General features: G+C 33.6%; 27 protein-coding genes. 10 read left to right on the forward strand and 17 right to left on the reverse strand.

The window, feature by feature from the left end; genetic code table 11:
* Positions 1 to 27: 27 nt before the first annotated feature.
* Entirely contained in the window at positions 28 to 1899 is a 1872-nt protein-coding gene (locus ABW637_RS15725) for a DUF4139 domain-containing protein (protein WP_367585674.1), read from the reverse strand.
* A gap of 231 nt (positions 1900 to 2130) precedes the next feature.
* Here ABW637_RS15725 and ABW637_RS15730 point away from each other — a divergent pair, with 231 nt between their 5' ends.
* Both ABW637_RS15730 and ABW637_RS15735 read left to right on the forward strand, forming a co-directional pair.
* A complete protein-coding gene (locus ABW637_RS15730) occupies positions 2131 to 2319 on the forward strand; it encodes a hypothetical protein (RefSeq protein ID WP_367585675.1) in 189 nt (62 codons plus the stop codon).
* A gap of 178 nt (positions 2320 to 2497) precedes the next feature.
* Positions 2498 to 2650 carry a hypothetical protein gene (locus ABW637_RS15735; protein ID WP_367585676.1) on the forward strand — a complete coding sequence of 51 codons (153 nt, stop codon included), beginning with the start codon at positions 2498 to 2500 and terminating at the stop codon, positions 2648 to 2650.
* Positions 2651 to 2675: 25 nt separating this feature from the next.
* On the opposite strand, the gene ABW637_RS15740 is transcribed toward ABW637_RS15735, so the two are convergent.
* From ABW637_RS15740 to gcvT, 3 genes are all read right to left on the reverse strand, one after another.
* On the reverse strand, positions 2676 to 3095 hold the full coding sequence (locus ABW637_RS15740; RefSeq protein WP_367585677.1) for a thiol-disulfide oxidoreductase DCC family protein: 420 nt from the start codon (positions 3093 to 3095) through the stop codon (positions 2676 to 2678).
* A 58-nt stretch (positions 3096 to 3153) separates the two neighbouring features.
* Complete coding sequence (locus ABW637_RS15745) at positions 3154 to 3969, reverse strand: sugar nucleotide-binding protein (protein WP_367585678.1); 816 nt, start codon at positions 3967 to 3969, stop codon at positions 3154 to 3156.
* A gap of 84 nt (positions 3970 to 4053) precedes the next feature.
* The gene (gene gcvT, locus ABW637_RS15750) at positions 4054 to 5136 is read right to left on the reverse strand and encodes a glycine cleavage system aminomethyltransferase GcvT (protein ID WP_367585679.1); all 1083 of its coding nucleotides are present in this window, start codon (positions 5134 to 5136) and stop codon (positions 4054 to 4056) included.
* Positions 5137 to 5346: 210 nt separating this feature from the next.
* Between gcvT and ABW637_RS15755 the strand changes: the two genes are divergently transcribed.
* Entirely contained in the window at positions 5347 to 5754 is a 408-nt protein-coding gene (locus ABW637_RS15755) for a lipocalin family protein (RefSeq protein WP_367585680.1), read from the forward strand.
* Positions 5755 to 5767: 13 nt separating this feature from the next.
* Here the strand turns inward: ABW637_RS15755 and ABW637_RS15760 are convergent, their stop codons facing one another.
* The 4 genes from ABW637_RS15760 to ABW637_RS15775 all read right to left on the reverse strand — a co-directional run bounded on the left by ABW637_RS15760 (position 5768) and on the right by ABW637_RS15775 (position 9542).
* Positions 5768 to 6925, reverse strand: coding sequence for a peptidase MATCAP family protein (locus ABW637_RS15760; protein ID WP_367585681.1), 1158 nt, complete (start codon positions 6923 to 6925; stop codon positions 5768 to 5770).
* An 80-nt stretch (positions 6926 to 7005) separates the two neighbouring features.
* On the reverse strand, positions 7006 to 7836 hold the full coding sequence (locus tag ABW637_RS15765; protein WP_367585900.1) for an N-formylglutamate amidohydrolase: 831 nt from the start codon (positions 7834 to 7836) through the stop codon (positions 7006 to 7008).
* Positions 7829 to 8860, reverse strand: coding sequence for a glutathione synthase (gshB, locus tag ABW637_RS15770; protein WP_367585682.1), 1032 nt, complete (start codon positions 8858 to 8860; stop codon positions 7829 to 7831). Before gshB ends, ABW637_RS15765 begins: the two co-directional genes overlap by 8 nt.
* Before the next feature lie 94 nt (positions 8861 to 8954).
* On the reverse strand, positions 8955 to 9542 hold the full coding sequence (locus tag ABW637_RS15775) for a hypothetical protein (RefSeq protein ID WP_367585683.1): 588 nt from the start codon (positions 9540 to 9542) through the stop codon (positions 8955 to 8957).
* Positions 9543 to 9640: 98 nt separating this feature from the next.
* Here ABW637_RS15775 and ABW637_RS15780 point away from each other — a divergent pair, with 98 nt between their 5' ends.
* Entirely contained in the window at positions 9641 to 10525 is an 885-nt protein-coding gene (locus ABW637_RS15780) for a M28 family metallopeptidase (RefSeq protein WP_367585684.1), read from the forward strand.
* Positions 10526 to 10563: 38 nt separating this feature from the next.
* On the opposite strand, the gene thrC is transcribed toward ABW637_RS15780, so the two are convergent.
* Genes thrC through thrA form a run of 4 tightly spaced genes read right to left on the reverse strand, consistent with a single transcriptional unit; the run spans position 10564 to position 15619 of the window.
* Entirely contained in the window at positions 10564 to 11856 is a 1293-nt protein-coding gene (thrC, locus tag ABW637_RS15785) for a threonine synthase (RefSeq protein WP_367585685.1), read from the reverse strand.
* A 23-nt stretch (positions 11857 to 11879) separates the two neighbouring features.
* Positions 11880 to 12242, reverse strand: a complete 363-nt coding sequence (locus ABW637_RS15790) for a RidA family protein (RefSeq protein ID WP_367585686.1) — start codon at positions 12240 to 12242, stop codon at positions 11880 to 11882.
* A 2-nt stretch (positions 12243 to 12244) separates the two neighbouring features.
* Positions 12245 to 13168: a homoserine kinase gene (locus ABW637_RS15795; protein WP_367585687.1), complete on the reverse strand. Its 924-nt coding sequence runs from the start codon at positions 13166 to 13168 to the stop codon at positions 12245 to 12247.
* Positions 13169 to 13174: 6 nt separating this feature from the next.
* Entirely contained in the window at positions 13175 to 15619 is a 2445-nt protein-coding gene (thrA, locus tag ABW637_RS15800) for a bifunctional aspartate kinase/homoserine dehydrogenase I (protein ID WP_367585688.1), read from the reverse strand.
* A 415-nt stretch (positions 15620 to 16034) separates the two neighbouring features.
* Between thrA and ABW637_RS15805 the strand changes: the two genes are divergently transcribed.
* Entirely contained in the window at positions 16035 to 17573 is a 1539-nt protein-coding gene (locus ABW637_RS15805) for an NAD(P)H-hydrate dehydratase (RefSeq protein ID WP_367585689.1), read from the forward strand.
* A gap of 27 nt (positions 17574 to 17600) precedes the next feature.
* Here the strand turns inward: ABW637_RS15805 and ABW637_RS15810 are convergent, their stop codons facing one another.
* Genes ABW637_RS15810 through ABW637_RS15820 form a run of 3 tightly spaced genes read right to left on the reverse strand, consistent with a single transcriptional unit; the run spans position 17601 to position 20390 of the window.
* A complete protein-coding gene (locus ABW637_RS15810) occupies positions 17601 to 18542 on the reverse strand; it encodes a leucine-rich repeat domain-containing protein (protein ID WP_367585690.1) in 942 nt (313 codons plus the stop codon).
* Positions 18535 to 19491 (reverse strand): hypothetical protein, encoded by a 957-nt coding sequence (locus tag ABW637_RS15815; protein ID WP_367585691.1) that lies wholly within the window; start codon positions 19489 to 19491, stop codon positions 18535 to 18537. Before ABW637_RS15815 ends, ABW637_RS15810 begins: the two co-directional genes overlap by 8 nt.
* A gap of 2 nt (positions 19492 to 19493) precedes the next feature.
* Positions 19494 to 20390: a site-specific tyrosine recombinase gene (locus tag ABW637_RS15820; protein ID WP_367585692.1), complete on the reverse strand. Its 897-nt coding sequence runs from the start codon at positions 20388 to 20390 to the stop codon at positions 19494 to 19496.
* 190 nt (positions 20391 to 20580) lie between these two features.
* Here ABW637_RS15820 and ABW637_RS15825 point away from each other — a divergent pair, with 190 nt between their 5' ends.
* The 4 genes from ABW637_RS15825 (at position 20581) to ABW637_RS15840 (ending at position 23096) form a co-directional block, all read left to right on the forward strand.
* Entirely contained in the window at positions 20581 to 21201 is a 621-nt protein-coding gene (locus ABW637_RS15825; protein WP_367585693.1) for a porin family protein, read from the forward strand.
* Positions 21202 to 21313: 112 nt separating this feature from the next.
* Positions 21314 to 21940, forward strand: coding sequence for a porin family protein (locus ABW637_RS15830; RefSeq protein WP_367585694.1), 627 nt, complete (start codon positions 21314 to 21316; stop codon positions 21938 to 21940).
* A gap of 3 nt (positions 21941 to 21943) precedes the next feature.
* Complete coding sequence (gene aroQ, locus ABW637_RS15835) at positions 21944 to 22357, forward strand: type II 3-dehydroquinate dehydratase (RefSeq protein ID WP_367585695.1); 414 nt, start codon at positions 21944 to 21946, stop codon at positions 22355 to 22357.
* Between the two features lie 4 nt (positions 22358 to 22361).
* Positions 22362 to 23096, forward strand: coding sequence for a Dph6-related ATP pyrophosphatase (locus ABW637_RS15840; protein ID WP_367585696.1), 735 nt, complete (start codon positions 22362 to 22364; stop codon positions 23094 to 23096).
* Positions 23097 to 23105: 9 nt separating this feature from the next.
* Here the strand turns inward: ABW637_RS15840 and ABW637_RS15845 are convergent, their stop codons facing one another.
* Positions 23106 to 23483 carry a DUF779 domain-containing protein gene (locus ABW637_RS15845; protein ID WP_367585697.1) on the reverse strand — a complete coding sequence of 126 codons (378 nt, stop codon included), beginning with the start codon at positions 23481 to 23483 and terminating at the stop codon, positions 23106 to 23108.
* A gap of 9 nt (positions 23484 to 23492) precedes the next feature.
* Positions 23493 to 25016, reverse strand: coding sequence for an aldehyde dehydrogenase family protein (locus ABW637_RS15850; RefSeq protein WP_367585698.1), 1524 nt, complete (start codon positions 25014 to 25016; stop codon positions 23493 to 23495).
* Positions 25017 to 25377: 361 nt separating this feature from the next.
* Here ABW637_RS15850 and ABW637_RS15855 point away from each other — a divergent pair, with 361 nt between their 5' ends.
* On the forward strand, positions 25378 to 26424 hold the full coding sequence (locus tag ABW637_RS15855) for a helix-turn-helix domain-containing protein (protein ID WP_367585699.1): 1047 nt from the start codon (positions 25378 to 25380) through the stop codon (positions 26422 to 26424).
* The last annotated feature ends 52 nt before the right edge of the window (positions 26425 to 26476 follow it).

A 26476-nucleotide genomic window follows, 5' to 3' on the forward strand; every position in this document is an offset into this window, starting at 1 on the left:
GGTCTTATCTTTAAATTGTTGGATGCATTAAAGATTTATTCGTTTATATTTTGGGTATTTTACCTGATATGAAAATTGTTTCTCTGTTTTTTGATTTGAAGAGATATTTAATTTCCATTTCATAATACCGGTTTTGTGATCATATTTTGAGTCAGAAGTATTGATATCGTCTAATTTAATCTCTTTGTTTTGAGACATCGGGATACGATCTTCGAGAGTAATTAATATCGGGCTTTGTTTATTGTTTTTAATACTAATCTTATAACCACGATTTATGATTCGATTACTACCTGTAAACGATTTACTTTTAAAATCATCTAATTGTTCACGTTGTACTACAATATTTGGATCTATACCCAAAGATATGGTAAGGCTATCTGTAGTTGCCAAAGGATCAATATTGGTTTTACCGGCGTAACTTCCTTCAAAGTAAATATTGGCTTCGCCGGCAAGTAGATTAAATTGTTCCCAATTTCCTAATTTTGCGGTCAGAAATACATTTTCATTAAGCTCTGGAGCAGCGTAGTGTCTATAGTCGGCATTCATATCAAAATTGTCAATTTCTATGGCAGTAATATCTGCATTAGAATTAATACTGTATTTCTTTTTGATTTTAAATCGGGTATTGGTTACACCTTCTTCTTTAGTTTCAACGATTTGACTATAGTCGGCTTTTTCTATAGCTTTTTTTCTACTGTAAGTCGAAGAACTTCTCCTGGACCCTAAACTATATCCTGATACAATTACTTCTTCTAATTGAGCGGTATCTTCTTCTAATTTTATATTCATTAGTGATGAATAGATAGGAACTTCTTGGCTTGCGAATCCTACATAGGAGAAAGAGAGCTCTCTTCCGGTTTGAATGTTTAGTGTGTATCTTCCATTAAAATCAGTAACCACTCCATTCGAGGTTCCTTTTTCTATTACGTTTACACCGGGTAAAGGTTGGCCATTTTGGTGGCTAATGATTCCGCTAACTTTTCGTACCGTTGGATTATATTTATACGAATATCTCTTGGTTGGATAATTGCTTCTATAACCACCGTATGTAAAGTTTAGATATTTAGTGCTTAGATTGGGTTTAATAGTATTAGTATTAGGGTCACCAGTGGATAAGACGATTTTTACATTCTTCCAATCGGTACCGGTTTGTTGATAAACATTAGCTTTATATGCTATGTTTAGAGGGGATTCTGTACTATTTGATTTAATATCATATAGAGGAAACCATCCCGCATTTGATACAGTATAACGTATCTCTAGCAACAGGTTAGTCATACTAGGAGTATCCAGTTTTAGTTTGATTTCTCCACGTCTTTCTTTAGTTTGATCATCTAATGTATCAATTTGATTGGTAAAATCTTTGATGGTATCATCTATCAGGTTTATCTTTTGAGTAATTGTATACGTTTCATTTTGAATTTCTATTGATCTTTCCCTATAATATGCAGAAATTTGTTTTACTTTTTCTAGTGAGAGTTCTGTGTTATCACTACTTATACGTTGGTTATTATCTAAGACTTTTTTTTCTTGACTAAGTCCAGAGAGTATATTCTCTAACCTGTTTTTCTTCAATAGTAAATCTTCTAATTGATTTCGTAATGATGTTAGCTCTTCAGAATCTTTTTTCTTTTCAAGATAATCGATATTAAAGTTTATCGATAGGATAGAAGTATTCTTTAAGCCCGAAACTTGTATACTGTTTTCATCAATATTTGGAGATAGGTTAGCGAGCAAAATTTCGTTAACACCAGATGTAAGATTTATCTGAGCTGTTCTTTTGATCTGTGCCCCTGTAAGATATACAGTTACTTCTTGGATAACAGAAGGTGTTTTCTTTTCAGAATTCGCTGATGCCATCATAGAAAGCAACAAAAAGAGTAGGGTATATGTTCTCATAATACAATAGTTTTTAGTTACTACGCTAATGTATATTGCCTTTGTATCTCATAAAACCAGAAATGAGCAAAGTGGTATTTTGATTGAGTAAACAGATATATATCATCATAAAATACAATCAATAGGGGGAAAAACCCCTTTTGATTTATAGGTAAACTCCCCTTACGTCGTATACTACTTATACATACTTTTGAAGTATCACTTTATCACACTAATAAACACTCACAAACCATGAAACAATTTATACTACCATTATCTCTTATCTCTTTTGCAGTGATATGTCTTAGTATTGTACATATTGATAATGTAAATAAACTTGAATCTCAATCAGATGAGTTAAGAAAAAAACAGCAAACAGAGGTACATATGGAAAATCAGGTAAATCATTCTATTACTGCAGACATTCCAGATACTAAATGAAGTGCAAAAATTGATTCAATTGCTATTGATCAATAAAAAGGACTTAACGAATTCTAATTGATTAACTACGAATTCTAAAAAGTTGTTGGGGGCAATATCCATATGTCATTACTTTTATACCGTAATATAGATATGGTTTTTTTGCCTCAAATCAAATTAAATCAAAAAAAGTAATTGTATGAAACAATTTTTAATACCTATAGCATTACTTTGTTTTACAATGGCTTGTTTAACTTTTGTACATATTGATAATATGAACAAAATAAGTAAAGAGAATATAGTTTTAGAAATACAGGATGTAAATATGGATTCTAAATCTACACCACAATAAATAGATAGAGATAGTTCAATGCTGATCAATTTTTTTGATCAATAAAAAGGGCTTTAAGTTCTGGGGTGGGAATCATACAGGTTTCTTTTTTGCCAAACCATGTATACCTGTTCTTGGCAATGATATCATAAATCCAATCTCTTAAAAATCTCGGTAAAATAAAAAAAACAGAAAGTAAAGGATAAATACCCGACAGCTGCTTTGCAATTTGCAAAGCAGCTGTTGATTTATGGTAATAAGCTACCGAAGGGTCTATTAATAGTATAGAATCTATTTTTGACGTATCTATACTTCTTTCGGCAATCATTTTTTTACCAACTTCACTTTGTAAAGATGCATAACGAAATATATCTTTTTTATCACGTTTAATAACAAAATTTATGGCGCTATTGCACAGGTTGCATACACCATCAAACAAGATAATTTTTTTTCCTTCTTGAATCATAAGGCAAAGATAACATGAATTATGAGTAGTTAATAACCAATTATGAGTTCATTAAGAATCACTTTACTATTACAGAATTGATTACTTGTTGGGTGGTAATATGAAGATTTTTTGGTAGTTTATTATCTCTGGGTAATACCGCAAGATAACGGTCATTATTAGAATCATAAACCTGTTTAAAAACAGCGTCTTGAAGCTGTAGCATGTCACAAACCTCTTTAATGAGATCTAGATGATAGATAAGGTCTGTACTTCCTAAATGAAAAATTCCTTTTTTGCCACGATTTATAATATAATGTATTTGCTGGGTTAATTTTAATATGCTGGTCACATTAATAATTACATTAGGAAAAACTTCTATTGGGGCTTTTAAATCATGAAGTGTTCTAAGCTCCTGTACTCTTGGACTTGCAGCACCAAATACCATGGGTACTCTTACTATAACATACTTATTTGCTGGTAGTCTCATCAATGCATTTTCAATTTTAATTTTTAACCTCCCAAAAACACTTTCACTAAGTGTTTTATCGTATTCATAAGATGGGTAGTTACTAAAAGAATCAAATACATTAGCACTAGAGATAAACAACAATCGGCATCTATGTTTTTTAATCCAATTAATCATGCGTTGATGTGCATCTAATTGCGAATTAAAATTACCTCTTAGCGCAGAGATAATAAAAGTAGGTTTTAAATTATCAAGTAAGATAGAGATATCTTCAGTTTCCATATCATACTGAAAGAACTTTTGGTTTTTTTCAAAAAAAGCATTGTCGGTATAATATGTGCCATAGGTATCAAAATAGGAGTTTAGCTCTTTGTAAAGGGCATTTCCTATAAAACCACTGGCGCCTATGATGAGAATTTTTTTCAATTATAATGTATTCTAAAAAAAATTAAGTTTCAAAAATTACATATGTAACCTTGAAACTTAACTATACCATTTTTATTGTTAAAATTACCCTTTATAGAAAGGTAATTTTACTACCGTAGCCGGAATTGCTTTTTTTCTAACCTGAATATAAATTTTGCTCCCTGGTTTTGCAAAAACTGGAGGCACATACCCTAATCCAATACCTTTTCCTAAAGAAGGAGACATGGTACCCGAAGTAACGATCCCAATTGTATTGCCATTACCGTCTACAATATCATAATCATGACGCGGTATACCACGTTCATCAAGCTCGAAACCTATTAGTTTTCGTTTTGCTCCATGTTCTTTTTCTTTTGCTAAGGCATCTGCATTAATAAAATCCTTAGAAAATTTGGTGACCCATCCCAATCCAGCTTCGATAGGAGAGGTGGAGTCGTTGATATCATTACCATATAGGCAATACCCCATTTCTAATCGCAAGGTATCCCTTGCCGCCAACCCAATAGGTTTGATATCAAAATCTGATCCAGCTTCAAAAATCTTATCCCATATCTGTTGTACTTCGGTGTTCTTGCAATAGATTTCAAAACCACCACTTCCAGTATAACCAGTAGCCGAGATAATTACATGCTCGATGCCAGCAAAATCTGCCACTTCAAAAGTGTAAAATTTCAAAGCTTCAAGGTCAATCGATGTTAAAGATTGCATGGCCGCTGCGGCTTTAGGTCCTTGTATTGCCAACAAAGAATATTCATCAGACAAGTCACGCATATCTGCATCCATAGTATTATGTGAACTAATCCAATCCCAATCTTTTTTGATATTTGATGCATTAACCACCATTAGATATTTTTCGTCTGCAACCTTGTAAACAATTAAGTCATCTACAATTCCACCTTTATCATTTGGTAAACAACTGTATTGTGCTTTTCCGTCTATTAATTTTGAAGCATCATTAGAGGTTACTTTTTGTATTAAATCTAATGCCTTAGGTCCGGTAATGAGAAATTCTCCCATATGCGAAACATCAAAAACACCTACTCCTTTACGAACAGTTTCATGTTCTATATTTACGCCTTCATAAGATACAGGCATATTAAACCCTGCAAAGGGCACAATCTTAGCGCCAAGGGCAATGTGAGTTTCGGTTAAAGCGGTGTTTTTCATTGTATGAATGGTTATCAAATTGACGCCGAAAGTAAAAAACTTTGAGTAGCTATACAATGCTTTTTTGTTATAATCTTGATAAATTATCAGTACACAGGACATATATGCAGTACATTATTAAAGAATTCATAATAATATGAAGCAGAATTACTATTTTGTGATAAAGCAACCTTTTCTATAAAACCTAATCTTTTAATAAAGGGATTAATTATGAAAATATATATTGGGTTTTTTATATGTTTTATTGGACTAGTTTCCTGTTCTAATGATGATGATACCACAGTGGTCATGAATACTGATTTAATAGGAAAATGGCAATTGATAGAACAGTTGGTGGATCCAGGTGATGGTAGTGGCACATTTCAACCTGTGGATAGTCAACTTACAATAGAATTTTTTGATAATGGCACTGTGATTTCGACAAATGGGTCATTATGCAACATGTTTACGGTGTCACAAGATATAAGTTCAGGCACTTTTTCTCTAGATAATAATACGATCAACATTGGTTGTGATGATGACGTGATTACCATTTTTTTTGAAAAGAATGGTTCAGAGCTTATTCTTAATTTTATTTGTATCGAAGCTTGTGCTCAGAAGTATAAGAAAGTGCTGTGATATTGAAATACCGTTATTTCAAGTTCCTTAAAATAAAATCCAGTTTCTTGTTGGAGTTTAGATTTTGAGTAAAAGAATCTGTCATGTGTTTGCTTTTATTGGCTAGGCCTAGTTGTTGAAGGTTCACAATACTTTCTTTATTTTCAAGAGTAACCTTACCGGTTAATAGAGGATTCATATCCAGACCGGCGTAGTAGTAGTCATATATTTTTTTAAGCCCGGTTAGATATAAATAATCCTTTGTAAACCCGCCACCACGATGCGCTCTTAATGTGATTTGCCAGGCAGCTTCTCTATTCAACTTATATTGACTGTATAATAAATCAAAAGTTCCTTTAAAATCGTAACCTTTGATTAAGCTATCTGCGGCAATTACTCGATATGCCAATTCTTTCATTCGTTTTAGAGTAAGGCATCCAGACATATACTCGCTAAACACCGCTAGACCTTCTTGAGTTTCGGTATTATTTACAAAACCATTAGAGAATATTTTTAAAGGCTGACTTTTACCATTAAAAGTAGTTACCATATGCACTCCAATTTCGTGATTCGCAAGTACTTTTAGGTCATTATCACTAAACTTATGATTCTTTTTTAAGACAAGCATTTCGGATGCATTGAGAACCATTGCCGCTGCGGAAATATGTGTAGATTTTTTAATGTTGATCTTGAAATCATATCGTTGAGCAAAATCTTCAAAATATAATTCTGCATCGTGGGCAGAATATTTTTTTATTCCATCATCATGAAGGGCTTCATCTTCAAAATGAAGAATAAAACGGGCATTTTCTACATCTCTTTCTTTAGGTGTTCCAAATACTTTTAGAGAGTTATAATAAAATTTTTTCCCCGCTCCTATAGTCTCAATACATTGAATTAATCCAGAGTATTCGTAAATAATATCCTGGTATAATTTTCTTATATCCTCATTTTCTATACGTTCTAATCGTTGGTTAAAGAACAACCGTTGCATTTTATAGGGGTTGAATTTTAGCTTACGATATTTGAACGTTGGGTTTTTTCGATATTTCCCAGTAAAAAAAACCTTTTTTTCTTGTTCAATATTTAATGGATTTAGATAGTTAAGAAGTTCTATGTTTTTAACTAATCTATCCAGGTTTTGATCGATTTCAAAAAGGTCACTATACGTTTCTACAACATCTTCAATCATTATTGTGTATTTGATTATTTAATTTGGGAAAACACAAACTAACTGCAAAAACCGGAAATTACCAAATGTGTATTGTTTTCTTATTCAACAAAATGGTTATAAAAGGATTGTGCATGTAGTGGGAGCCTTGTATGCAATCCAATTTCGATAGCTTTAACTACTTCGGGATACATAATATAATCTAACTCATTACAGTAGATCTTAGAAAACTCTGTTGCCAAAACCAGAGTATTCTTAAAATTTTGAGTAATATACTTCAAGAAATACCCATTACCATAAAAGGTATTATTAATATCCGATGTAGTTTCGATGCCGTGTGGTAGATGTATTTGTGATAGAGTAGAAGACCATGAGTCTACGAACGTAGAATATTTTGAACTGTCAATATTAGTAGTACCCAGGTTTATGACAGGTACTTTGCGATCCCATCTCCTCCAATTATATGAGTGCATATCATAAACAATAGCCGCACCGTATTTAGATTCTATCTTAGAAACCAGTGCATAAACAACTTTATAAAAATTATGGTGTTTTTCTAAAGAGCGATCTTTAATTTCAGATGGCAGTGACTTTTTCCAAAGTTCTTTACCCCAGGCGTCCTCATAAATCGCAACATCAGGAGCTCTATTAAGATCATATTCAAAACGAGAATCACAACCGGCAATAACTATAGGATGATGCTCTACCATTTGTCGGGTTGCGGGATCCTCTTCATACCAACGATCATATTCGGTATGCAAACAATTATCCCATAATTCTTTACGAAATTGATGTCCATCATGCACGGCACCACAAATATAGTGGGCATACGAATCTATTTTTAAAGTGAAAGAGTAATCTTCTGCCACAGCATGAAAAGGTTCTTCGGCATTAATTTTTACTATAATCTCTTTAATAGAAAGCTTATGCATCATCTACTGTTTTTCGCAGTTGGGCTTTTCTATCAAATCTGTTTACGCGTTGAACGACTTTATCTTCAACAAAATCGATTACCTTCTCCTGTAACTTCACTTTGTATTTTTTGTTAATGTAGGTAATACCACCAGGGCTCATTACATTTACTTCTACTAACATCCCATTAATAACGTCAATACCAACAAAATAGAGACCGTCTTTTACTAATTTTGGGCCTATCTTACGGCATAATTCTTTTTCTTGTTTGGTTAAAGAATGTTTTACAACAGAACCCCCTGCAGTAACATTAGATCTATGGTCATCTTCTCCCGGAATTCGGCGCATAGCACCAATGGGTTTTCCGTTGAGAATCAAAATTCTAACATCACCTTGATCCGCTCCCTCAATATAATCCTGTAGTATAACATAATTTGTGGACCCATCTTTATTGTCAATATAAAAATCAAGTAGAGAGCGAATACTGCTCATTGCTCTTTTTTCTATTAAGATTACTCCAGAACCACCAAAGCCATTAAGAGGTTTTAATATCATCCTATCATTGGGTGCCTCTTTAATCATCTTAATAAGATAATCTTTATTCTTGGTGACATGAGTTTTTGGTATAAAATGAGTTTCGATATCATCAAAAGCTGCAGTATATAGTTTATTATTGGATCTTCGTATCCCATCAATGTCATTCATGATAAAAACGTCATCTTTTACAGAATCCAAAAAATTAAGCATAATCATATCCAAAGGCGGATTACTTCTCATAATAATCACATCAAACCCCGCTAGAGGTAACATTTCATCTCTAAAAGTAGTTTTGGCATGAAAAGACTTCATAGAAGAAGAAATTTTTTCGGCTCGGTTAAGTACTTTACAAAATGAATAGGTTACACTATCCCGTATGGTAAGATTAGACGGTGTAGCAATAGCGACTCCATGCCCACGTTTGGCACATTCATGAATTAAGGTTAAGGAAGTGTCATTTTCCGGACTAATATCTTCCCAGGGATACATTAAAAAGCAAACATTCATTACGGATGATTTTTTTGGATGTAAAAATTTACGTTTTTTATGATAAAATCAAGAAAAAACTTAAAATAAATTTTACCCGTTAACAAGAAATTGATCAATCACAATCTAAATCAATACCTATTTTTTTCATTTTCTTCCAAATTGAATGTTCAGGTGTTTGGGGAGATAGATTGAATAGTACAAGATATTTATTCTCTGCTTTACAGAATGTATGGGTTATAATAATATTGAGATTGAGCTCTTTTTTTGTTGTAAATGGGTCGTAGGTTAATATTTTTCCAGCATATACCGAATCATTTACTTTTTCGAAAAAAGCTTTAGCGTTTAATTTTCTCTTTTCAGTGCTCAAATCGTCTTTTGATACTGCCGCAATAAGGCCATCAAAATAGGTTTCCATTTCAGATTCTATCTTTTTTGATGATAATTTAGGATCTTGATCTATGATCCATAAAAAAACATAAGAAAAATAATCTGTTGCATTTTCGTTTCCCCATCCAGGAGCAAAACGAATATATTCTATACCAGAATAGTCTAATGAAGGTGCAAAATCTAAAGGAAAATCAATTGTTTCTGAACGCCAATTTTCTTTTGCTATTAGTGGGTTTTTTGAGGAATTATTCTTTTTACAGTGGGCAAAAAACAGTAAAATGAAAAAAAAGGGCACGATTTTTGGAAATTTCATATTCGATGTGTTATTTTAGGTTTAAAAGTAATAAATTGGATTATTATATTATTTGCCTAAATTTGTGTTAAATTAAAATGGAATACAAAACCTACAAAATGAATTATTATAGAATATTTTTACTAGTATTTGTTTTCGGTATTCAGGTAGCCCCAGCTCAAACTGAAGAAGAAAGAATGGAAGCCGAGATTATCAACATACAACGTGGTGTAGTTGGTAAGTTAACCGGTCATGAACCTATTAAGGGCAAGAAAACCTTAAATAGTAGGTCAAGTGCCTCTGAAAGGAAACTTACTGCAGATTTTTTATCAAATTCTCTAAAGGAAATTGGTCTTAAGCCAGAAAAGAATGATTATAACGTAAAGAACAAAAAAGGAGATCAGTTTCAAGGTGCTAACATTTATGCAACAATTCCTGCGACTAATGGTAGTGATGAATATGTGATTATTTGTGCTCATTACGATACTGTAGAAAATAGTCCAGGTGCAATACATAATGCTACGGGTATAGCAATTGCTTACTATGTAGCAAAGAAGCTTGCCGAATTAGAAGAGCGAAACAAAAATTTTATGATCGTCTTTTTTGACCATTGGAAAAGTAATATGATAGGAACCAGAATGTTTACCAAGATGTTACAAACAGAGGGTTATAATGTTCATTCAATGCATAGATCGGATTATATGGGATGGGACAATGATGAGGATAGAGCTATAGAAATGCTGGCATCCAATCTAAGTTTAGAATCTTTGTATCGTATTGAGTCACCCGTACCAATTTATAAGAGAACTGTTGCGACCCCAGAGAGTAGGTTCTTTTCAAACTTCGGGTACGATACAGTAACACTTACCGCTGAACTAAAAAATGCCGACAACTCTCCGTTTGTTAAGCAAAGTTCTGATAAGTATACTACCGTTAATTTTAAATATCTTGCCTCGACTACCAGCATTGTATACAGTGTAATGAAGGCTATGGCTAAAGAATAGATAGTATTTTAGATAGAAAAAATCAATTAAAGGAGTTCTTATTTTTGTAATAAGAACTCCTTTAATTCTTTATAGCTTTTTATTGAAAAGCTTTTCTTTTCCTTATTCATCACTTTTTGTATTTGAGGAGGAATTTCTAAACTCGTTTTTATGGTTTCTTCAACAATATCCATAAATTTTACTGGATGAGCGGTTTCTAAAAAAATACCATATTCATTATCTTGTAGTTCTTGCTTTTTAAGTCCTAAATATCCTACAGCACCATGAGGATCTGCAATATATTTTGTTTGATCATATATTTTTTTCATAGCATCTTTAGTTTGACCATCATCAAAGCTATAGGCCGAAAAATTATCTTTTAGCTCTTCAAAATTATTGTCAAAAAGCCTTTGTATCCTTATAAAATTACTTGGATTTCCTACATCCATAGCATTAGAAATTGTTGCTTTTGATGGCTGCGGATCATAGTCAGAAGTTTTTAGGTATCGAACTACAGTGTCATTAATATTAGTAGAAGCAACAAAGTGTTTTACTGGTAATCCCAATTTATGCGCTACTATACCAGCACAGATGTTTCCAAAATTTCCACTGGGTACAGAGAAAACGATATCTTTTCCTTTGCTTTTTACTTGTTTATATGCAAATAAAAAGTATAGCAGTTGAGGTAACCATCTAGCAACATTAATAGAATTGGCAGATGTTAATTGCTTATGATCTGTGATGCCTTTGTCCAGGAATGCTGTCTTAACCATATCCTGGCAGTCGTCAAACACACCATCAATTTTTAATGCAGTAATATTTTGACCTAGAGTAGTTAATTGTCTTTCTTGTATATCACTTACTTTTCCTGAAGGATAGAGAATAACCACATCCACACCTTTAACTCCAAGGAACCCATTGGCAACTGCACCGCCAGTATCCCCAGATGTTGCTACTAAAACAGTTACCTGATTGTTGTTATTTCTATTAAAATATCCAAGACAACGTGCCATAAAACGTGCTCCGACGTCCTTAAATGCCATAGTGGGACCATGAAACAATTCAAGTGTGGCGATATTATCTTCAATTTCTACAACCGGAAATTCAAAATTTAAAACATCAGCGAGGATATCCCTTAATTCTGTTTCAGGGATTTCGTCTCCAACAAATTGTTGGATCGCTTGATAAGCAATCTCAATTGTATCTAAATTCTCGATAGTATCGAAGAACGATTGTGGTAATGGAGTTATGTTTTCTGGAAAATATAATCCTCTATCCGGAGCTATTCCTTTGATCACTGCTTCAGAAAAGGATGCTTTTATTGTATTGTCGTTTAAGCTATAATATTGCATTATTTTTTTGTTCTTTATAGTATTTAGATAATTGCAGAGAACTCTATTTCTACTAAAATTTCTGGTGAAATCAATTTTGAAACTTCAACCATCGTTGTTACAGGTTTTATTTTACCGAAAAACTCACCGTGTGCAGTGCCAATCTTTTCCCAATTTGAAATATTAGTGCAGTACATTCTTGTTCTTACAACATTACTTAAATCTGCACCAAGTTCTTTTAATGCTTTTTCGGCAATTTTAATAATCGCAACGGTTTGCTCGTATTCGTCTGCTCCTTTAGCTGTTGTTCCCGATATCTCAATAGTGTCGCCAATTTTAATTGCTCTAGAATATCCTACAATATCCTCCCATGGGGCTCCACTTGATATTTTTTTGATTTCTTTCATAGTTATGTAATTATTTTGACTCCTTGACTATTTATTTTTGAGACATGAATATCAAAGTCTAGTCCCGTTTTACTGTATACTTCTCGTATGGCTTCGGCAACAAGGTTTGCTGTTTCTTTTCCTTTACTTAATGCAAAAATTGAAGGGCCAGAACCCGAAATACCACACCCCAAAGCGCCTTTTGAAAGGGCGGCTTCTTTTACAGCTTTAAATTCTGGAATCAATATGGATCTTAGAGGTTCTATGATTACGTCTTCGAGACTACGGCCGATAAGGCTGTAATCTTCGGTAAACAATCCAGCAATCAATCCACCCACATTACCCCATTGCTGAATGGCTTGTTTTAGAGAAACATCATGTTTGATAACAGATCGAGAATCAGAAGTTTTTACTTCGATTTGTGGATGAATTACGGTCATGGTTAAATCTTTTGGAGTATGCAACTTTATAACATCTAATGGATTATAGCTACGCACCAAAGTAAAACCACCTAAAAGGGCAGGGGCCACATTATCGGCATGGGCATTACCGCTGGCCAATTTTTCTCCTTCCATTGCAAATTTTACTAATTCATTGGCTGTAAATGGTTGATCTAAAAGATGGTTAACCGCCCAAACTGCACCTGCACTGCTAGCGGCACTACTACCGATTCCGCTACCGGCTTTAATTTTCTTATAGATTTCTATATGAACTCCCACATTTTTACCATAAATTTCGAGTAATGCTTCTACTGCAACACCAGCAACATTTTTATGAGTTTCCTTTGGAAGATCTGCTCCGTCAATTTTTGTGATTTTTACCCCAGGTTCTGATACCAGAGTAATAACCATTTCATCTCCTACATTATCAAGGCAACATCCTAAGACATCAAATCCACAAGAAAGATTGGCTACAGTGGCCGGAGCAAATATTTTGATACTTTTCATTTTGATTTACTTTTTACCAATTCTTATGATATCTGCAAAAATTCCAGAGGCAGTTACATCAGCTCCAGCTCCGGCTCCTTTAACAATTAAAGGTTGCTTTGGATATCTATCTGTATAAAAAAGTACAATATTGTCACTTCCCTCGAGATTATAAAAAGGGTGATCTGCGGGGATATTTTGTAGACCTACTTTTGCTTTTTCATCTTCATATTGTGCTACATATTTTAAACGACAATCCTTTTTATTCGCTTCATCAAGAATAGTTTTGAAATGGTTTTCATTCTCTTTTAATGATTCAAAGAAGTCTTCATTATTGGCGGTGTCTAAACTTTCTTGTGGTAAAAAAGCTTCCTTTTCGATATTTTCAAGCTCCATAACCTTACCACTTTCGCGAGCAAGAATAAGGATCTTACGAGCTACATCAACGCCGCTCAAATCTATTTTCGGATCAGGTTCTGTGTATCCTTCTTCTTGTGCTTGTTTTACAATATCGTGAAATGTTACTCCTTCACTATAATTGTTGAACACAAAATTTAAGCTTCCCGATAGTACCGCTTGTATTTTATGGATATTATCCCCAGATGCAATAAGGTTATTTAGTGTATCAATGATTGGTAGTCCAGCACCAACATTAGTTTCATATAAAAATGAAGCATTAAATTTTCGAGACAAATCTTGCAATTCTTCATAATTGGTATACTCATCTGCACAAGCAATTTTGTTACAGGTAACCACTGCCATACTCTCGGCTAAGTAATGCTTGTATATTTTTGCGATATCGGGATTAGCCGTATTATCTACAAAAATAGAATTACGAAGGTTCATTTCTTTTGCAGTATTAAAAAACTCAAGAGCATTGGCCTTTTCACCTTTTGCTAGTTGTTCTTCCCAGGCAGTAAGGTCAATTCCATTTTCATTAAAAACCATTTTCCTGGAGTTTGATAAACCCACGACCCGAATTTTTAAGCGCAATTTGTCTTTCAAATATTTGTTTTGTTGCTCTAACTGTTCAATTAATTTACTTCCTACATTTCCGACCCCGGTAACGAATAGGTTTAATTGTTTTGTTTTTACTTCAAAGAATCGTTCATGTAATGTATTAAGTGCTTTTTTAATATCTTTTTTCTCTATGACAACAGAAATGTTTTTCTCTGATGCACCTTGAGCAATAGCCCTAATATTGACATTGTTTTTACCCAAAGTACTAAACATTTTACCACTTAGTCCTTGATGATGGTACATATTATCTCCTACCAGAGCAACAATAGCGACATCATTTTCAATTTTCACGGCATTCACTTTGTGTTTAGAAATTTCAAACTCGAAAGTAGCATCTAGAATTGTTTTTGCTTTTGTGGCTTCAGAAGCATCCACTGCCAGACATATAGAATGTTCTGAAGATGCCTGAGTAATTAGAATTACATTAATGTTTTCTAAAAAAAGAGCTTCGAATAAACGTTTCGAAAACCCAGGAATACCAATCATTCCACTACCTTCAAGCGATAAGATTGCTACACTATCTATATGAGTAATACCCGTAACAGGGTTCTTGAGATTATCTACTTTTCTTGTGATCAGTGTACCTTTATCTTGGGGTTCGAAGGTGTTTTTAATTACAATCGGAATATCTTTTTCGAGCACAGGCTGTATTGTAGGCGGATAGATGACTTTGGCCCCAAAATGTGAGAGCTCCATAGCTTCTAAATATGAAATATGGCGAACAGGCTTTGCTTGTTTTACTAATTTAGGATTAGCGGTGTACATTCCACTAACATCTGTCCATATTTGTAATTCTTTGGCATCAAGAGCCGCGGCAAGAATGGCTGCGGTAAAATCTGAACCGCCTCTTCCTAATGTAGTTGGTTCTCCGTCCTGTGTTCTTGCAACAAATCCGGGAAAAAGACTGATCTTATGTGTGTTCTTATCAGAAAACTCTTTAATCCTATGATTTGTTTCTTTATAATTAATTGCTGTTTTAGAATTTACGGTCTTAACAATTAAATCTCTAGAGTCCTTCAGAACAATATCTAATCCTTTTACTTTAGCAGCTTCTGCAATAATATAGGATGATAGCATCTCCCCAAAACTAGTTATTACAGCTTCGGTTTTTGGAGATAGTTCACTTAGCAGAAACACACCTACACATAGAGATTCTAAGGTATTTAATTCTGCTTTTACTTTACTAATGATTGCACTTTGTGAGACCACCGGAATAAGTTTTTTTACCGCATCTAGATGTCTTTTTTCGATTTCTAAAAGTGTGTCTTTATAATTTTCACTGTTTTCAGAGGCTTCTTTCCCGGCTTTTATTAAAAGGTCTGTTATTCCGCCCATGGCGGAAACTACTACTGATATAGGTTGCTTTTTTGATTGTTTATTTATAATTTCTATTACACTTTCTATAGTCGCTGAATTAGCAACAGAAGAACCTCCAAATTTTAGAACGTTCATAATACTTTTTTTAAATTGAAATTAATGTTGAGGCTTGTTTTCGGTCGTTGTTTTTATAAACTACCTACTTTTTTTGGCGATGATATGAAATAAATTAACCCCTAGGGGTAATAATAATTGTAGTACCCATAATAGAAGTTATCTCAGATACGATAATCGTTCCTAGCATGATCAAAAAAGTTGAGATATAAACGGTACTAAACATTAGTTTGCCTTATATTTTAATTCAAATGTATAATTTTTTACTTTTAAAGAAAATTAAATTAATACTATCCCTAAACTTTTGTTAATTCAGTAATTTAGGACTTATTTCATTATAGAATTCCTAAAAAAGTAAATGAAATCACTAGTATAAAAGTACTATTATTATTTAATTCATTGTGCTACAATGCAATCATAAAATCAAAAGAAATAAATGAAAATATTTTCTGCGCAACAAATGCGAATGGCAGATGAAGCCACCATGCAGTCCCAAAAAATCACTTCATTAGAATTAATGGAACATGCTGCCACAAAAACATTTAATTTTATTCATGAAAAATTACAGGGAGCACCTATATTTATTCATGTTTTTTGCGGGATCGGTAATAACGGAGGTGATGGTTTGGTGATTTCACGATTATTGATAAAACATGGATATAATGTAAAGAGCTATATTGTTAATTTTAGTGATAACCGCTCAGAAGAATTTTTGGCAAATTATGACCGTCTTAAAGAAATTGCTAAAGAATGGCCGATTCAGCTAAAATCTGAAGAAGATTTTCCGGCTATTCAGTCTAATGATATGGTAATTGATGCGATTTTTGGGATAGGTCTTAATAGACCTCTGTTACCTTGGGTAATTTCTTTAATTAAGCATATTAATAATTCTAGGAGTTTTACGTTATCTGTTGATATTCCCTCGGGGTTATATGCCGACAAAGCACCCGAAGATCCTAAAGGAGTAATTTTTGCAAGTGTTACAGTTACATTTCAGGTACCAAAATTAATCTTCTTTTTACCACAAACAGGAATATATACTCAAGATCTAGAAGTGATTGATATAGGGCTAGATCGTAATTATTTGCAACAACAATCAGGAATTGCAGAGTTAATTAGCAAAAATGAAATATTGCCTTTATATCGTTCACGATATAAATATAGCCATAAAGGTACCTATGGACATTGTGTAATAGTGGGTGGGAGCTATGGCAAAATCGGAAGCGTAGTTTTAGCCACAAAATCAGCACTACGAACAGGAGCTGGTCTGGTTACTGCTTATGTGCCAGAATGTGGATATGAAGTACTACAAACTGCGGTGCCCGAAGCTATGGTCATTACAGATGATGATGATGAACTTGCTGAAATTAAGCTTGATTTTGAACCCTCGGCAGTAGGAATAGGAATTGGACTAGGAACAAACGAAAAAACAATAAAAGCTTTTAGAGAGTTCTTAAAAGAGAACACGTCACAACTTGTCATCGATGCAGATGGGATTAATATAGTATCGAAACATCCAGAATTACTTGATCACCTTAAGGAAAATACAATTATAACTCCGCACCCAAAAGAGTTAGAAAGATTAATTGGAGGGTGGAACGATGATTTTGAGAAAATTGAAAAAACAAAATCATTTTCAAAACAACATCGTTGCATTATTGTAATCAAAGGAGCTAATTCTATTATCGTATATGGTGATCAAATGTATATAAACAATACAGGGAATCCAGGGATGGCAACTGCAGGAAGCGGAGATGTATTGACCGGAATAATAACTGGGTTACTTTCACAAGGATATGATCCTCTGCAAGCTACTGTTTTTGGAGTGTATTTGCATGGAAGTTCTGGGGATATAGCAGCATTGCAGATCGGTTTTGAAGGATTAATAGCGTCAGATATAATATCACACATAGGCGCGGCTTATTTAGAATTGTTTAAAGCACCAGCTGGGAGTAAAGAAAAATCTGAAAGCTAACTAGGTTGAGATATTTTCAATTAATTTTTATTCTTGCTTAAAGGAGAGCAGAAAAAATCCTTTGAATATTTTTTCGGCTTTAACACGCTCTCTTTCTGAAATTGGATTATTATCCAAAATTAAACCTGCTAATGGATATTTATCTGTTTCATAAACATTGGGAATAGATTGAATATAACTGTTGTTAATATGAACCATAAATAGAGACCGCATTGTTGTAAAAACCTTTGGTAGTTCCTGAAACTGATTATATCCTGCATGAATTACCCAAACTGTATTCATGGCAGACATAGAACTTGGTAGTTCTTTCAATTTATTATGATCTAAATATAAAAATCGTACTTGTCTGAGATTTCCAATAGTCTCTGGTAATTCTTCTAAATTATTATTATCGATCCATAATGAATACAACTTGGGTAATTGCCCTAAAAGCACATAACTATCTATATCTGTTAACCTGTTGTGTGATAAGTTTATGTCTTTTATGGCTTTTAACTTCGTAATATTTTCGGGTAACTTTTTTATGCCATTTCCCTTAAGGTTTAAAAACTCTAGTTGGTCTTTTGGAATGATTTCAACAACTTGTTTAAGATCTAGCTCAGGATTATAGGCTATTGATAAATGTTTAAGATTCGAAAATTCTTTTATAGATTCGGGTATATTAGATATCGCTAAACTGTCAAGAATTAATATTTCTAAATTTTTCGGGAATTCTATTTTTTGAAACACTCTTGTTAAGTCTAAATTAGGATTACCACTTATATTTAGCATTTTTAGGTTCTTTACTTTCGAGATATTTCGTGGTAAAGAATCTAGGTTTTGGTGGCTTACATCTAATCGATAGATCTCAGCATTGTTTGTATCAGGAATAGAGGTGAAGGTGTGGCTATAAAAATTGGTGTATGTGCTACATCTGGTAAAGATAACCAATGATATAAGGGCTATATATATGGAGAGCTTTCTAGTCATTGGTAATTTCTTTTAAGAAAACATTTCCCGAAATTTCTATGTATATCTTGTCTTTTTGGTCAACCCGCCACGGAAAACGAGGGTTTAAACCAATACCATCATGTAATGTGTTTTGTATATACGCACCGGCTTTTTTACTATTCATACCTAGTTTTGTATGTAGTGTAAATAGATCTTTTTGATACGTTCCGTATGTATAGATGTTTCCATAAAATAAGCTTTTAAACGGAGGCAAAGTGTACCATACATTTTTCCTGTTGTCATCAGAGTTAATGGGATTTCTGGGAGATCGACTATAATCTGGTCTCGGAGTAAAAAGATCTATTCCTAATCCAAGTTGATATATGGTATCTAAGTTTTCGATTTTAGAAAATCCAATATCTAAAGAACCTGTTACTCCATAATCGGTTCTTGAGCCATTAAACCAACCTATTTTAAAATCATTAAGAAATGAGAGGTGGAGGTTATGATTTGCATTGCTAAATCGTAATAATAATGCTCCACGTTTAATACCATAAGTTGTAAGTTCTTTAGGTAAAAAATCTTTACCAAACCCCAATCCAAGGCCATTAAACCCACCTTTTCCGTAGGGATTAAATAGAATTGATGTATTCATATTTGACACCGAAGAACCCAATAGATTACTGTTTTTTCCTATTCCTCCCAATGCAAAAAACTCATATGAATATGCAAATCCATTCATATTTACAGTATGCCGTTTTAAGAATTGATACGAAGCGAATGATAATCCACTTTCTATTGATATATCTCCATAATTAAGCGTACCAAACCCAAAAACACCTAGTTTTAGCCACTGGTTTTGGTTTCCAAGAGTAATTTCTGCGTTAAGAAGAACACCTCCGTCTGCTTGTAGTTTTTGAGCATATAGTGTAGAACAGCACAGGAAAATAATATAGAAAATTAGTAACCTGACAATGCTCTTATTCATACTTACTTTCTTGGGTGAAAATTATGAATAACCTCACTTAAATGGCTTCGATCGATATGCATATAAATCTCTGTAGTTGTTATGCTTTCATGACCTAACATAAGCTGTATGGCTCTTAAATCGGCACCGTTTTCTAGCAAATGGGTAGCAAAAGAGTGTCTAAAGGTATGCGGACTTACTTGTTTATGTATACCGGCCTTTTCTACCAATCGTTTTATGATGGTAAAAATCATCGCCCTGGTTAATTGTTTTCCTCTTCGGTTTAAAAACAAAGTATCCTCAAATCCTTTTTGAATAGCAATATGATTTCGTATTTCATTTTTATAAAGGTTAATGAATTTTTGAGTGTTTTCTGCAATGGGAACAAACCGTTGCTTATTTCCTTTTCCGGTAACGCTAATAAATCCTTCTTCAAAAAAAAGGCTAGATAGTTTTAGTTCAATCAGTTCGGTAACTCGTAATCCACAGCCATATAAAGTTTCTATAATAGCACGATTGCGTTCTCCCTCGGGTTTTCCTAAGTCAATTTCACCAATAATAAGATCTATTTCTTCAACTGATAATGTATCTGGGAGTTTTCTACCAATTTTAGGAGATTCTATTAAATCCATAGGGTTGGTATCTCTGTAATCTTCGAAAACGAGGTAATTGAAGAAACTTTTTAGACCAGAAATGATTCTTGATTGTGATCTGGGGTTCACCAGTTTTGCAGTTTCAAATATAAACTGTTGTAATATATCTGTTTCAATAGAAATAGGATCAGATTGTACCTCTTTAGTTTCAAGAAACTTAAGCAGTCGTTCAATGTCGAAAATATAATTTACTATAGAATTTTCAGAAAGCCCTCTTTCAATTCTTAAATAGTGTGCATAGTCCTTAATAGCGTGATTCCATTTCATTATGACTAAGATATAAAAAGAAAGACCATTGTAAAATCGGAGAGCTAAAATTTTAATTTATAAAAAAAAGAAAAGTTAAGTATTGTTTTTCAGTAGTTTATAATTTAAAATGCTTTAAAATTATTAGAAACGTCAATTATATGCATAAAAATTCTAGTTTTGCACCCGAAATTTATTAAATCAAAAAACAATGAAAAAACTTTTAGTATTCGCAGTATTAGCTTCTTTTAGTAGTTTAGTAACTGCACAAGAAGAAAAAATTAGATTTGGTGCCAAAGCAGGTGTGAACTTTGCCAATATTGCTGGAGATGGCACTAATGGTGTAGACGGTAGAACAAGCTTTCATGTAGGTGCTGTTGTAGAAATTCCTATAGCAGAAAAGTTTGCTTTTCAACCAGAGTTAGTATACTCTTCTCAAGGATTCGGATTCAATACAATAACTTTTATTGATGTTTTAGGAGTAGTAACTATTGAAAGTACAACAAAACTTGATTACATAAACGTACCATTAATGGCAAAGTATTATGTTGCTCAAGGATTTAGTTTACAAGCAGGTCCACAGGTTGGGTTTTTAGTTTCTGCCAAAGCTGAATCGGATACGGCAGGTTTGACAACAGAAATCGATATTGATGAGTTTATAAAAGGTATCGATTTTGGATTAAACTTTGGTGCTGGGTATCAGTTAGACATGGGACTTTTCTTTGATGCAAGATATAATCTTGGTCTTTCTAATATAAATGATGGATCTGGTTTTGACAATAGTAAAAATCAAAACGCTGTAATTCAATTATCAGTAGGATACAAGTTCTAAGATATATATCGTAAATGTACTTTAAAAGCATCCTGAAAGCCAGGATGCTTTTTTATTTATACTATTTTTTAAAAAATAAAGTTACTTTTGAATAGCCGTATATAATCTAGATATGAACAAGAATATATTTATTGTCGTAATTTTACTTTTAGTATGTACAAATATTGCACGGGCACAGGATGATGACCCCTTATATACTCGTGCGGGTTTTAAATTCGGGGCTAACTACGCTAATGTTACGGGTGATCTCGAAAATACAGATGCAAGAATACGAATGCATCTGGGTGCTGTGGTAGAGTATCCTGTATCCCAACGTTTTTATGTTCAGGCAGAAATATTGTATTCTGCACAAGGATATAAATTTGATGAGGCAGGAGTAGAAAACGAAATCAGTTTAAATTATTTAGCGCTTCCTATTATTGCTAAATACTATTTTACTCCTCGTTTTAGTTTAGAAACAGGACCACGATTTGCTACACTGGCAAATGCATCAGATGGTAGGGATGACACGCCCGATGAGTTTTTTGATACCTTTAATGACTTTGATTTTGGATGGGTTTTTGGAGCAGGATATAAAGCAGAAAGTGGTTTGTTTTTCCAATTACATTATACTTTAGGAGTAAGCAATATCATAAATACCAATGTAACCGATATTTCAAGTAATAATTCGATTGCTCAGTTATCTGTGGGGTACCTATTTAAAACCAAGAATAACCGAAGACGACAAACAGAACAATAACACATGAAGTTAATCATCATAAATGGGCCAAACCTAAATCTTCTTGGTAAAAGAGAACCTGGGATATATGGAAATCAAACATTTGATGAGTTTTTTACTCAATTACAATCTAAGTTTCCCAACCTCGAATTATCCTATTTTCAATCTAATATAGAAGGAGAACTTATTACTAAAATTCAAAAAGCAAATGATTCTTTTGATGGTATTATTCTTAATGCCGGAGCCTATACACATACTTCTATTGGCATAGGTGATGCTATAAAAGCCATATCCAAACCAGTGATAGAAGTTCATATTTCTAATACTTTTGGTAGAGAAGAATTTAGGCATCAATCCTATATTTCGCCTAATGCCAAGGGGGTTATTCTTGGTTTTGGATTACAAAGTTATATCTTGGCAATACAAAGCTTTTTATAATACGATGTATACTACTTATTTTAATTGGAGTAGCGGTAAGGATTCTTCTCTTGCATTATATTATGTGCTACAACAAAAAGAATTTCAGGTATCAAAATTATTGACCACTGTAAATCAAGACTATGAGCGTGTATCTATGCATGGTTTACGAGAGGAATTGTTAGATTTACAGGCCAAAAGTTTAGATATACCTCTAGAAAAAGTTAAGCTACCTGCACAGGTTTCGATGTCTTCATATAATGAAGTGATGAAGAACAAAGTCTTAAAATTGATGGAGAATGGATACACACATTGCGTTTTTGGAGATATTTTTTTAGAAGATTTACGAACGTATCGAGAGAATCAGTTAACATCTGTGGGAATTGAGTGTGTTTTTCCGCTATGGAAGAAAAATACCAAAGATTTATTACTAGAATTTATCGAACTAGGATTTAAAGCAATAACAGTATGCGTAAATGCTAAATATCTGGATGAAACTTTTTGTGGTAGGCTAATAGATAAAGAGTTTCTATATGATTTACCATCGGATGTAGACCCTTGCGGTGAGAATGGTGAGTTTCATACCTTTGTTTTTGATGGCCCCATATTTAAACACCCAATTAAATTTGAAATAGGCGAGAAGGTACTTCGTAGTTATGAACCATCGAAGGATGAAAATGATAATTGTTTTACCAAAGATGAAGATAACAAAATAAATTGGGATACTTCTTTCTGGTATTGTGATTTAATTCCGACGTAGTTCTATAATTTAGACATGTTCACCCACATAGACAGGGCTTAATTCGTTTACTTCATTCTCTGTATACATACGCGATTCGATAATAAATCGCACGCCTAATGGAATTTCAAGAGAAAAACTAGCTCCACGGCCTTTTACCACATCTACAGTTAATTGTGTATGTTTCCAATATTCAAATTGGTCGGCTGACATATAGAAATTACATCCATGGATTTTTCCTAACCATACATCGGTTTCATTAATCATTAGCTCTCCTTTTTCAAAGCACATCGGGGAGGAGCCATCGCAGCAACCACCGCTTTGATGAAACATCAACTCCCCGTGTTCTTTTGTAAGGGTATCGATAACGGCTATAGCCGAATCTGTTATTTTAACCCGTTCTATCATGATTACACATTAAAAGAATCCCATTGGCTTTTTATCGTATGAGATAAGCATATTCTTGGTTTGTCGATAATGATTAAGCATCATTTTATGATTTTCTCTACCGATTCCAGATTTTTTATATCCTCCAAAAGGCGCATGCGCAGGATAATTATGGTAGCAATTTACCCAAACGCGCCCTGCTTGTACAGCCCTAGAGATTTGATATGCCTGATGTGTATCACGAGTCCATACACCAGCACCAAGCCCATACAAAGTATCATTGGCAATTTCAATAGCCTCTGCTTCATCTTTAAAAGTGGTTACACAAGCTACAGGACCAAAGATTTCTTCTTGGAAAACACGCATCTTATTGTTACCCTTTAATAAGGTTGGTTTTACATAATATCCATTTTCTAAGCCTTCAACATAGGCTTCTTCACCTCCGGTTAATACTTCGCATCCTTCGTCTTTTCCAATATTTATGTAGTTTAATACTTTTTCGAATTGATCGTTAGATGCTTGAGCTCCCATCATCGTTTCTGGATCTAAAGGATGTCCCAGTTTGATGGCTTCGGTACGCTCTATAACACGTTGGATAAACTCATCATAAATACTTTCTTGTATTAAAATTCTCGAGGGACAAGTACATACTTCTCCTTGATTTAGTGCAAACATAACGGCACCTTCTATGGCTTTATCAAAGAATTCATCATCGGCTTCCATAATACTCTCGAAGAAGATGTTTGGAGATTTCCCTCCTAACTCAAGAGTAACAGGAGTAATATTCTTTGATGCGTATTGCATAATAAGCTGTCCGGTAGTTGTTTCTCCAGTAAATGCAACTTTATTGATTCTGGGGCTTGAAGCTAAAGGCTTACCGGCTTCGGTTCCAAAACCGTTTATTACATTAAGCACACCATCAGGAAGAATACCTTCAATAAGTTCCATCAAAATCATAATACCGACGGGAGTTTGTTCTGCCGGTTTAAGAACTACACAATTTCCGGCAGCTAGAGCAGGAGCGACTTTCCAGGTTGCCATGAGTATAGGAAAGTTCCATGGAATGATCTGACCTACGACCCCTAAAGGTTCCTGTAAATTTAAGGATACAGTTTCTGAGTCTATTTCGCTTACAGATCCTTCTTCGGCACGAATTACGCCTGCAAAATATCTAAAGTGATCAATAGCTAGCGGAAGATCGGCTGCGAGAGTTTCGCGAATAGCTTTTCCGTTATCCCAGGTCTCGGCACGGGCTAACGCCTCAAGGTTTTCTTCGATTACATTTGCAATTTTTAAGAGACAGTTACTACGAAAAGTAGCCGATGAGTTATTCCATTCTGGTGCGGCTGCCCATGCTGCATCTATGGCAAGTTCAACATCTTCAGCTGTAGAACGAGCAATTTTGGTAAAACTGGTTCCGTCAACCGGTGAGATATTATCAAAATACTGCCCTTTTACGGGTTTGGTCCATTTACCACCAATGTAGTTGTCATATTGGTCTTTAAAGCTAGGTCTTTTTTCCTTGCCTTTCGGGGTGGGTTGAGCGATACTCATAGTAATTAAGAATTTAAGTTTGTTAAGTAATGAAATGTGTATGTTTTGCCATGAAATGTAACTTACTGGCAAGAAGGGATCTATGTTTAAATATACGGTATTTTGATCGATTTATTAGGTAGGGCAATGTTAATTTCTCGTGATTTTTTTGCGAATTGATTGTCATAAACATTAAATAACGAATAGACTTTTTTTTGTAAAAGACGATTATCTTTCGTCAGTCAACTAATATGGGTTAGGTTCTAAATTGATAATAATTTGGGCTATTTTTAGTTTGTAAATTATTTGTAATGGATATTGATTCTAATGAAGTACTTCATATTCAATTCATAAAATCGTCAAATTTTGCTTCCTTTGTTTTATGAATCTTGATCCCGAAGTTTTTAAACATATCGAATTACTATTGGGGAGTATTGGTTTTATTATGGCGCTATTTTTTGCTTCTATCCTAATAGTAACAAAAGAACAGCGTGTAAAAGCCAATATGTTTTTGGCTATATATCTATTTGCTTTTAGCCTTAGGATTGGAAAATCTTTATTCTATAATTACTTCCCAATTCATCCAATAATCAGAAATGTATTTTTGGGTATGTTACTCGCTATTGGGCCTTCGCTATGGTTTTATGTTACCCATTTATGTAAACCCAATATCGAAATTCGAAGAGGTAGAGTATTAATGCATTACATTCCTGTATTTTTGTTCGTACTTTTTTGTTGGTTGATTCCGAATGATTATAGCCAGTTATCAAGGGTAATTTTTATGGGATTATTGGCCCATATACTCTTGTACGGCATTTTTACTTTATATTGGTTATCCAACAAAAGTGATATTCAATTTGGAAATAAATCACGTAAGATTAATAACTGGTTATTATATTTTACATTTCTTACCATCGCTATGTCTCTAATGCAGATTGGTGTATTTCTGCGTATAGTTCCTTATTTAAGTACAGCATTTCTATTTTCTGTAGTGATTATATTCTTGTCTGTTTGGGCACTCAATAATCCTTGGATTTTCAAAATCAGGACCGAAAAATATATGAAATCACCATTGAACAATGAAAAATCTTTAGCATATTTGAATCAACTTAATAGTTTAATGGATCATGAAAGGTTGTTTCTAGACCCTGATCTAACACTCGTAAAATTAAGTGCTAAACTTGGGATTACCTCGAAACAACTATCTCAGGTGATCAATCAAACTAAGAATGAAAATTACTCCCAGTATATTGCGAGTTATCGTATCACAGAAGCCAAAAGATTATTGTTGCTTCCTGAATATAAAAATTATAAAATCTCTGCAATAGCTTACGAAAGTGGTTTTAATAGTATCTCTTCTTTTAATGCTGCTTTTAAAAAAATAACGCATACGACCGCTATACAATATCGGCAATCGGCTATCAAATAACGAATTCATCTTTTTGTCTGCCAGAATCATGATCCTGTTAGGAAATGGTAGA

Origin of the sequence: Aquimarina penaris, from assembly GCF_040786285.1 — a bacterium.
Classification (GTDB): Bacteria; Bacteroidota; Bacteroidia; order Flavobacteriales; family Flavobacteriaceae; genus Aquimarina.

Excerpts from the sequence above, each read along its gene's own strand:
- ABW637_RS15825 (WP_367585693.1), top strand. The coding sequence starts at position 20,581 with ATGAAAAAACTTTTAGTATTCGCAGTATTAGCTTCTTTTAGTAGTTTA.
- thrC (WP_367585685.1), bottom strand. The coding sequence starts at position 11,856 with ATGCAATATTATAGCTTAAACGACAATACAATAAAAGCATCCTTTTCT.
- aroQ (WP_367585695.1), top strand. The coding sequence starts at position 21,944 with ATGAAGTTAATCATCATAAATGGGCCAAACCTAAATCTTCTTGGTAAA.
- ABW637_RS15805 (WP_367585689.1), top strand. The coding sequence starts at position 16,035 with ATGAAAATATTTTCTGCGCAACAAATGCGAATGGCAGATGAAGCCACC.
- ABW637_RS15820 (WP_367585692.1), bottom strand. The coding sequence starts at position 20,390 with ATGAAATGGAATCACGCTATTAAGGACTATGCACACTATTTAAGAATT.
- ABW637_RS15780 (WP_367585684.1), top strand. The coding sequence starts at position 9,641 with ATGAATTATTATAGAATATTTTTACTAGTATTTGTTTTCGGTATTCAG.
- ABW637_RS15830 (WP_367585694.1), top strand. The coding sequence starts at position 21,314 with ATGAACAAGAATATATTTATTGTCGTAATTTTACTTTTAGTATGTACA.
- ABW637_RS15855 (WP_367585699.1), top strand. The coding sequence starts at position 25,378 with ATGAATCTTGATCCCGAAGTTTTTAAACATATCGAATTACTATTGGGG.
- ABW637_RS15760 (WP_367585681.1), bottom strand. The coding sequence starts at position 6,925 with ATGATTGAAGATGTTGTAGAAACGTATAGTGACCTTTTTGAAATCGAT.
- ABW637_RS15795 (WP_367585687.1), bottom strand. The coding sequence starts at position 13,168 with ATGAAAAGTATCAAAATATTTGCTCCGGCCACTGTAGCCAATCTTTCT.
- gcvT (WP_367585679.1), bottom strand. The coding sequence starts at position 5,136 with ATGAAAAACACCGCTTTAACCGAAACTCACATTGCCCTTGGCGCTAAG.
- ABW637_RS15740 (WP_367585677.1), bottom strand. The coding sequence starts at position 3,095 with ATGATTCAAGAAGGAAAAAAAATTATCTTGTTTGATGGTGTATGCAAC.
- ABW637_RS15775 (WP_367585683.1), bottom strand. The coding sequence starts at position 9,542 with ATGAAATTTCCAAAAATCGTGCCCTTTTTTTTCATTTTACTGTTTTTT.
- thrA (WP_367585688.1), bottom strand. The coding sequence starts at position 15,619 with ATGAACGTTCTAAAATTTGGAGGTTCTTCTGTTGCTAATTCAGCGACT.
- ABW637_RS15725 (WP_367585674.1), bottom strand. The coding sequence starts at position 1,899 with ATGAGAACATATACCCTACTCTTTTTGTTGCTTTCTATGATGGCATCA.
- ABW637_RS15730 (WP_367585675.1), top strand. The coding sequence starts at position 2,131 with ATGAAACAATTTATACTACCATTATCTCTTATCTCTTTTGCAGTGATA.
- ABW637_RS15815 (WP_367585691.1), bottom strand. The coding sequence starts at position 19,491 with ATGAATAAGAGCATTGTCAGGTTACTAATTTTCTATATTATTTTCCTG.
- gshB (WP_367585682.1), bottom strand. The coding sequence starts at position 8,860 with ATGAATGTTTGCTTTTTAATGTATCCCTGGGAAGATATTAGTCCGGAA.
- ABW637_RS15845 (WP_367585697.1), bottom strand. The coding sequence starts at position 23,483 with ATGATAGAACGGGTTAAAATAACAGATTCGGCTATAGCCGTTATCGAT.
- ABW637_RS15765 (WP_367585900.1), bottom strand. The coding sequence starts at position 7,836 with ATGCATAAGCTTTCTATTAAAGAGATTATAGTAAAAATTAATGCCGAA.
- ABW637_RS15850 (WP_367585698.1), bottom strand. The coding sequence starts at position 25,016 with ATGAGTATCGCTCAACCCACCCCGAAAGGCAAGGAAAAAAGACCTAGC.
- ABW637_RS15840 (WP_367585696.1), top strand. The coding sequence starts at position 22,362 with ATGTATACTACTTATTTTAATTGGAGTAGCGGTAAGGATTCTTCTCTT.
- ABW637_RS15790 (WP_367585686.1), bottom strand. The coding sequence starts at position 12,242 with ATGAAAGAAATCAAAAAAATATCAAGTGGAGCCCCATGGGAGGATATT.
- ABW637_RS15735 (WP_367585676.1), top strand. The coding sequence starts at position 2,498 with ATGAAACAATTTTTAATACCTATAGCATTACTTTGTTTTACAATGGCT.
- ABW637_RS15755 (WP_367585680.1), top strand. The coding sequence starts at position 5,347 with ATGAAAATATATATTGGGTTTTTTATATGTTTTATTGGACTAGTTTCC.
- ABW637_RS15810 (WP_367585690.1), bottom strand. The coding sequence starts at position 18,542 with ATGACTAGAAAGCTCTCCATATATATAGCCCTTATATCATTGGTTATC.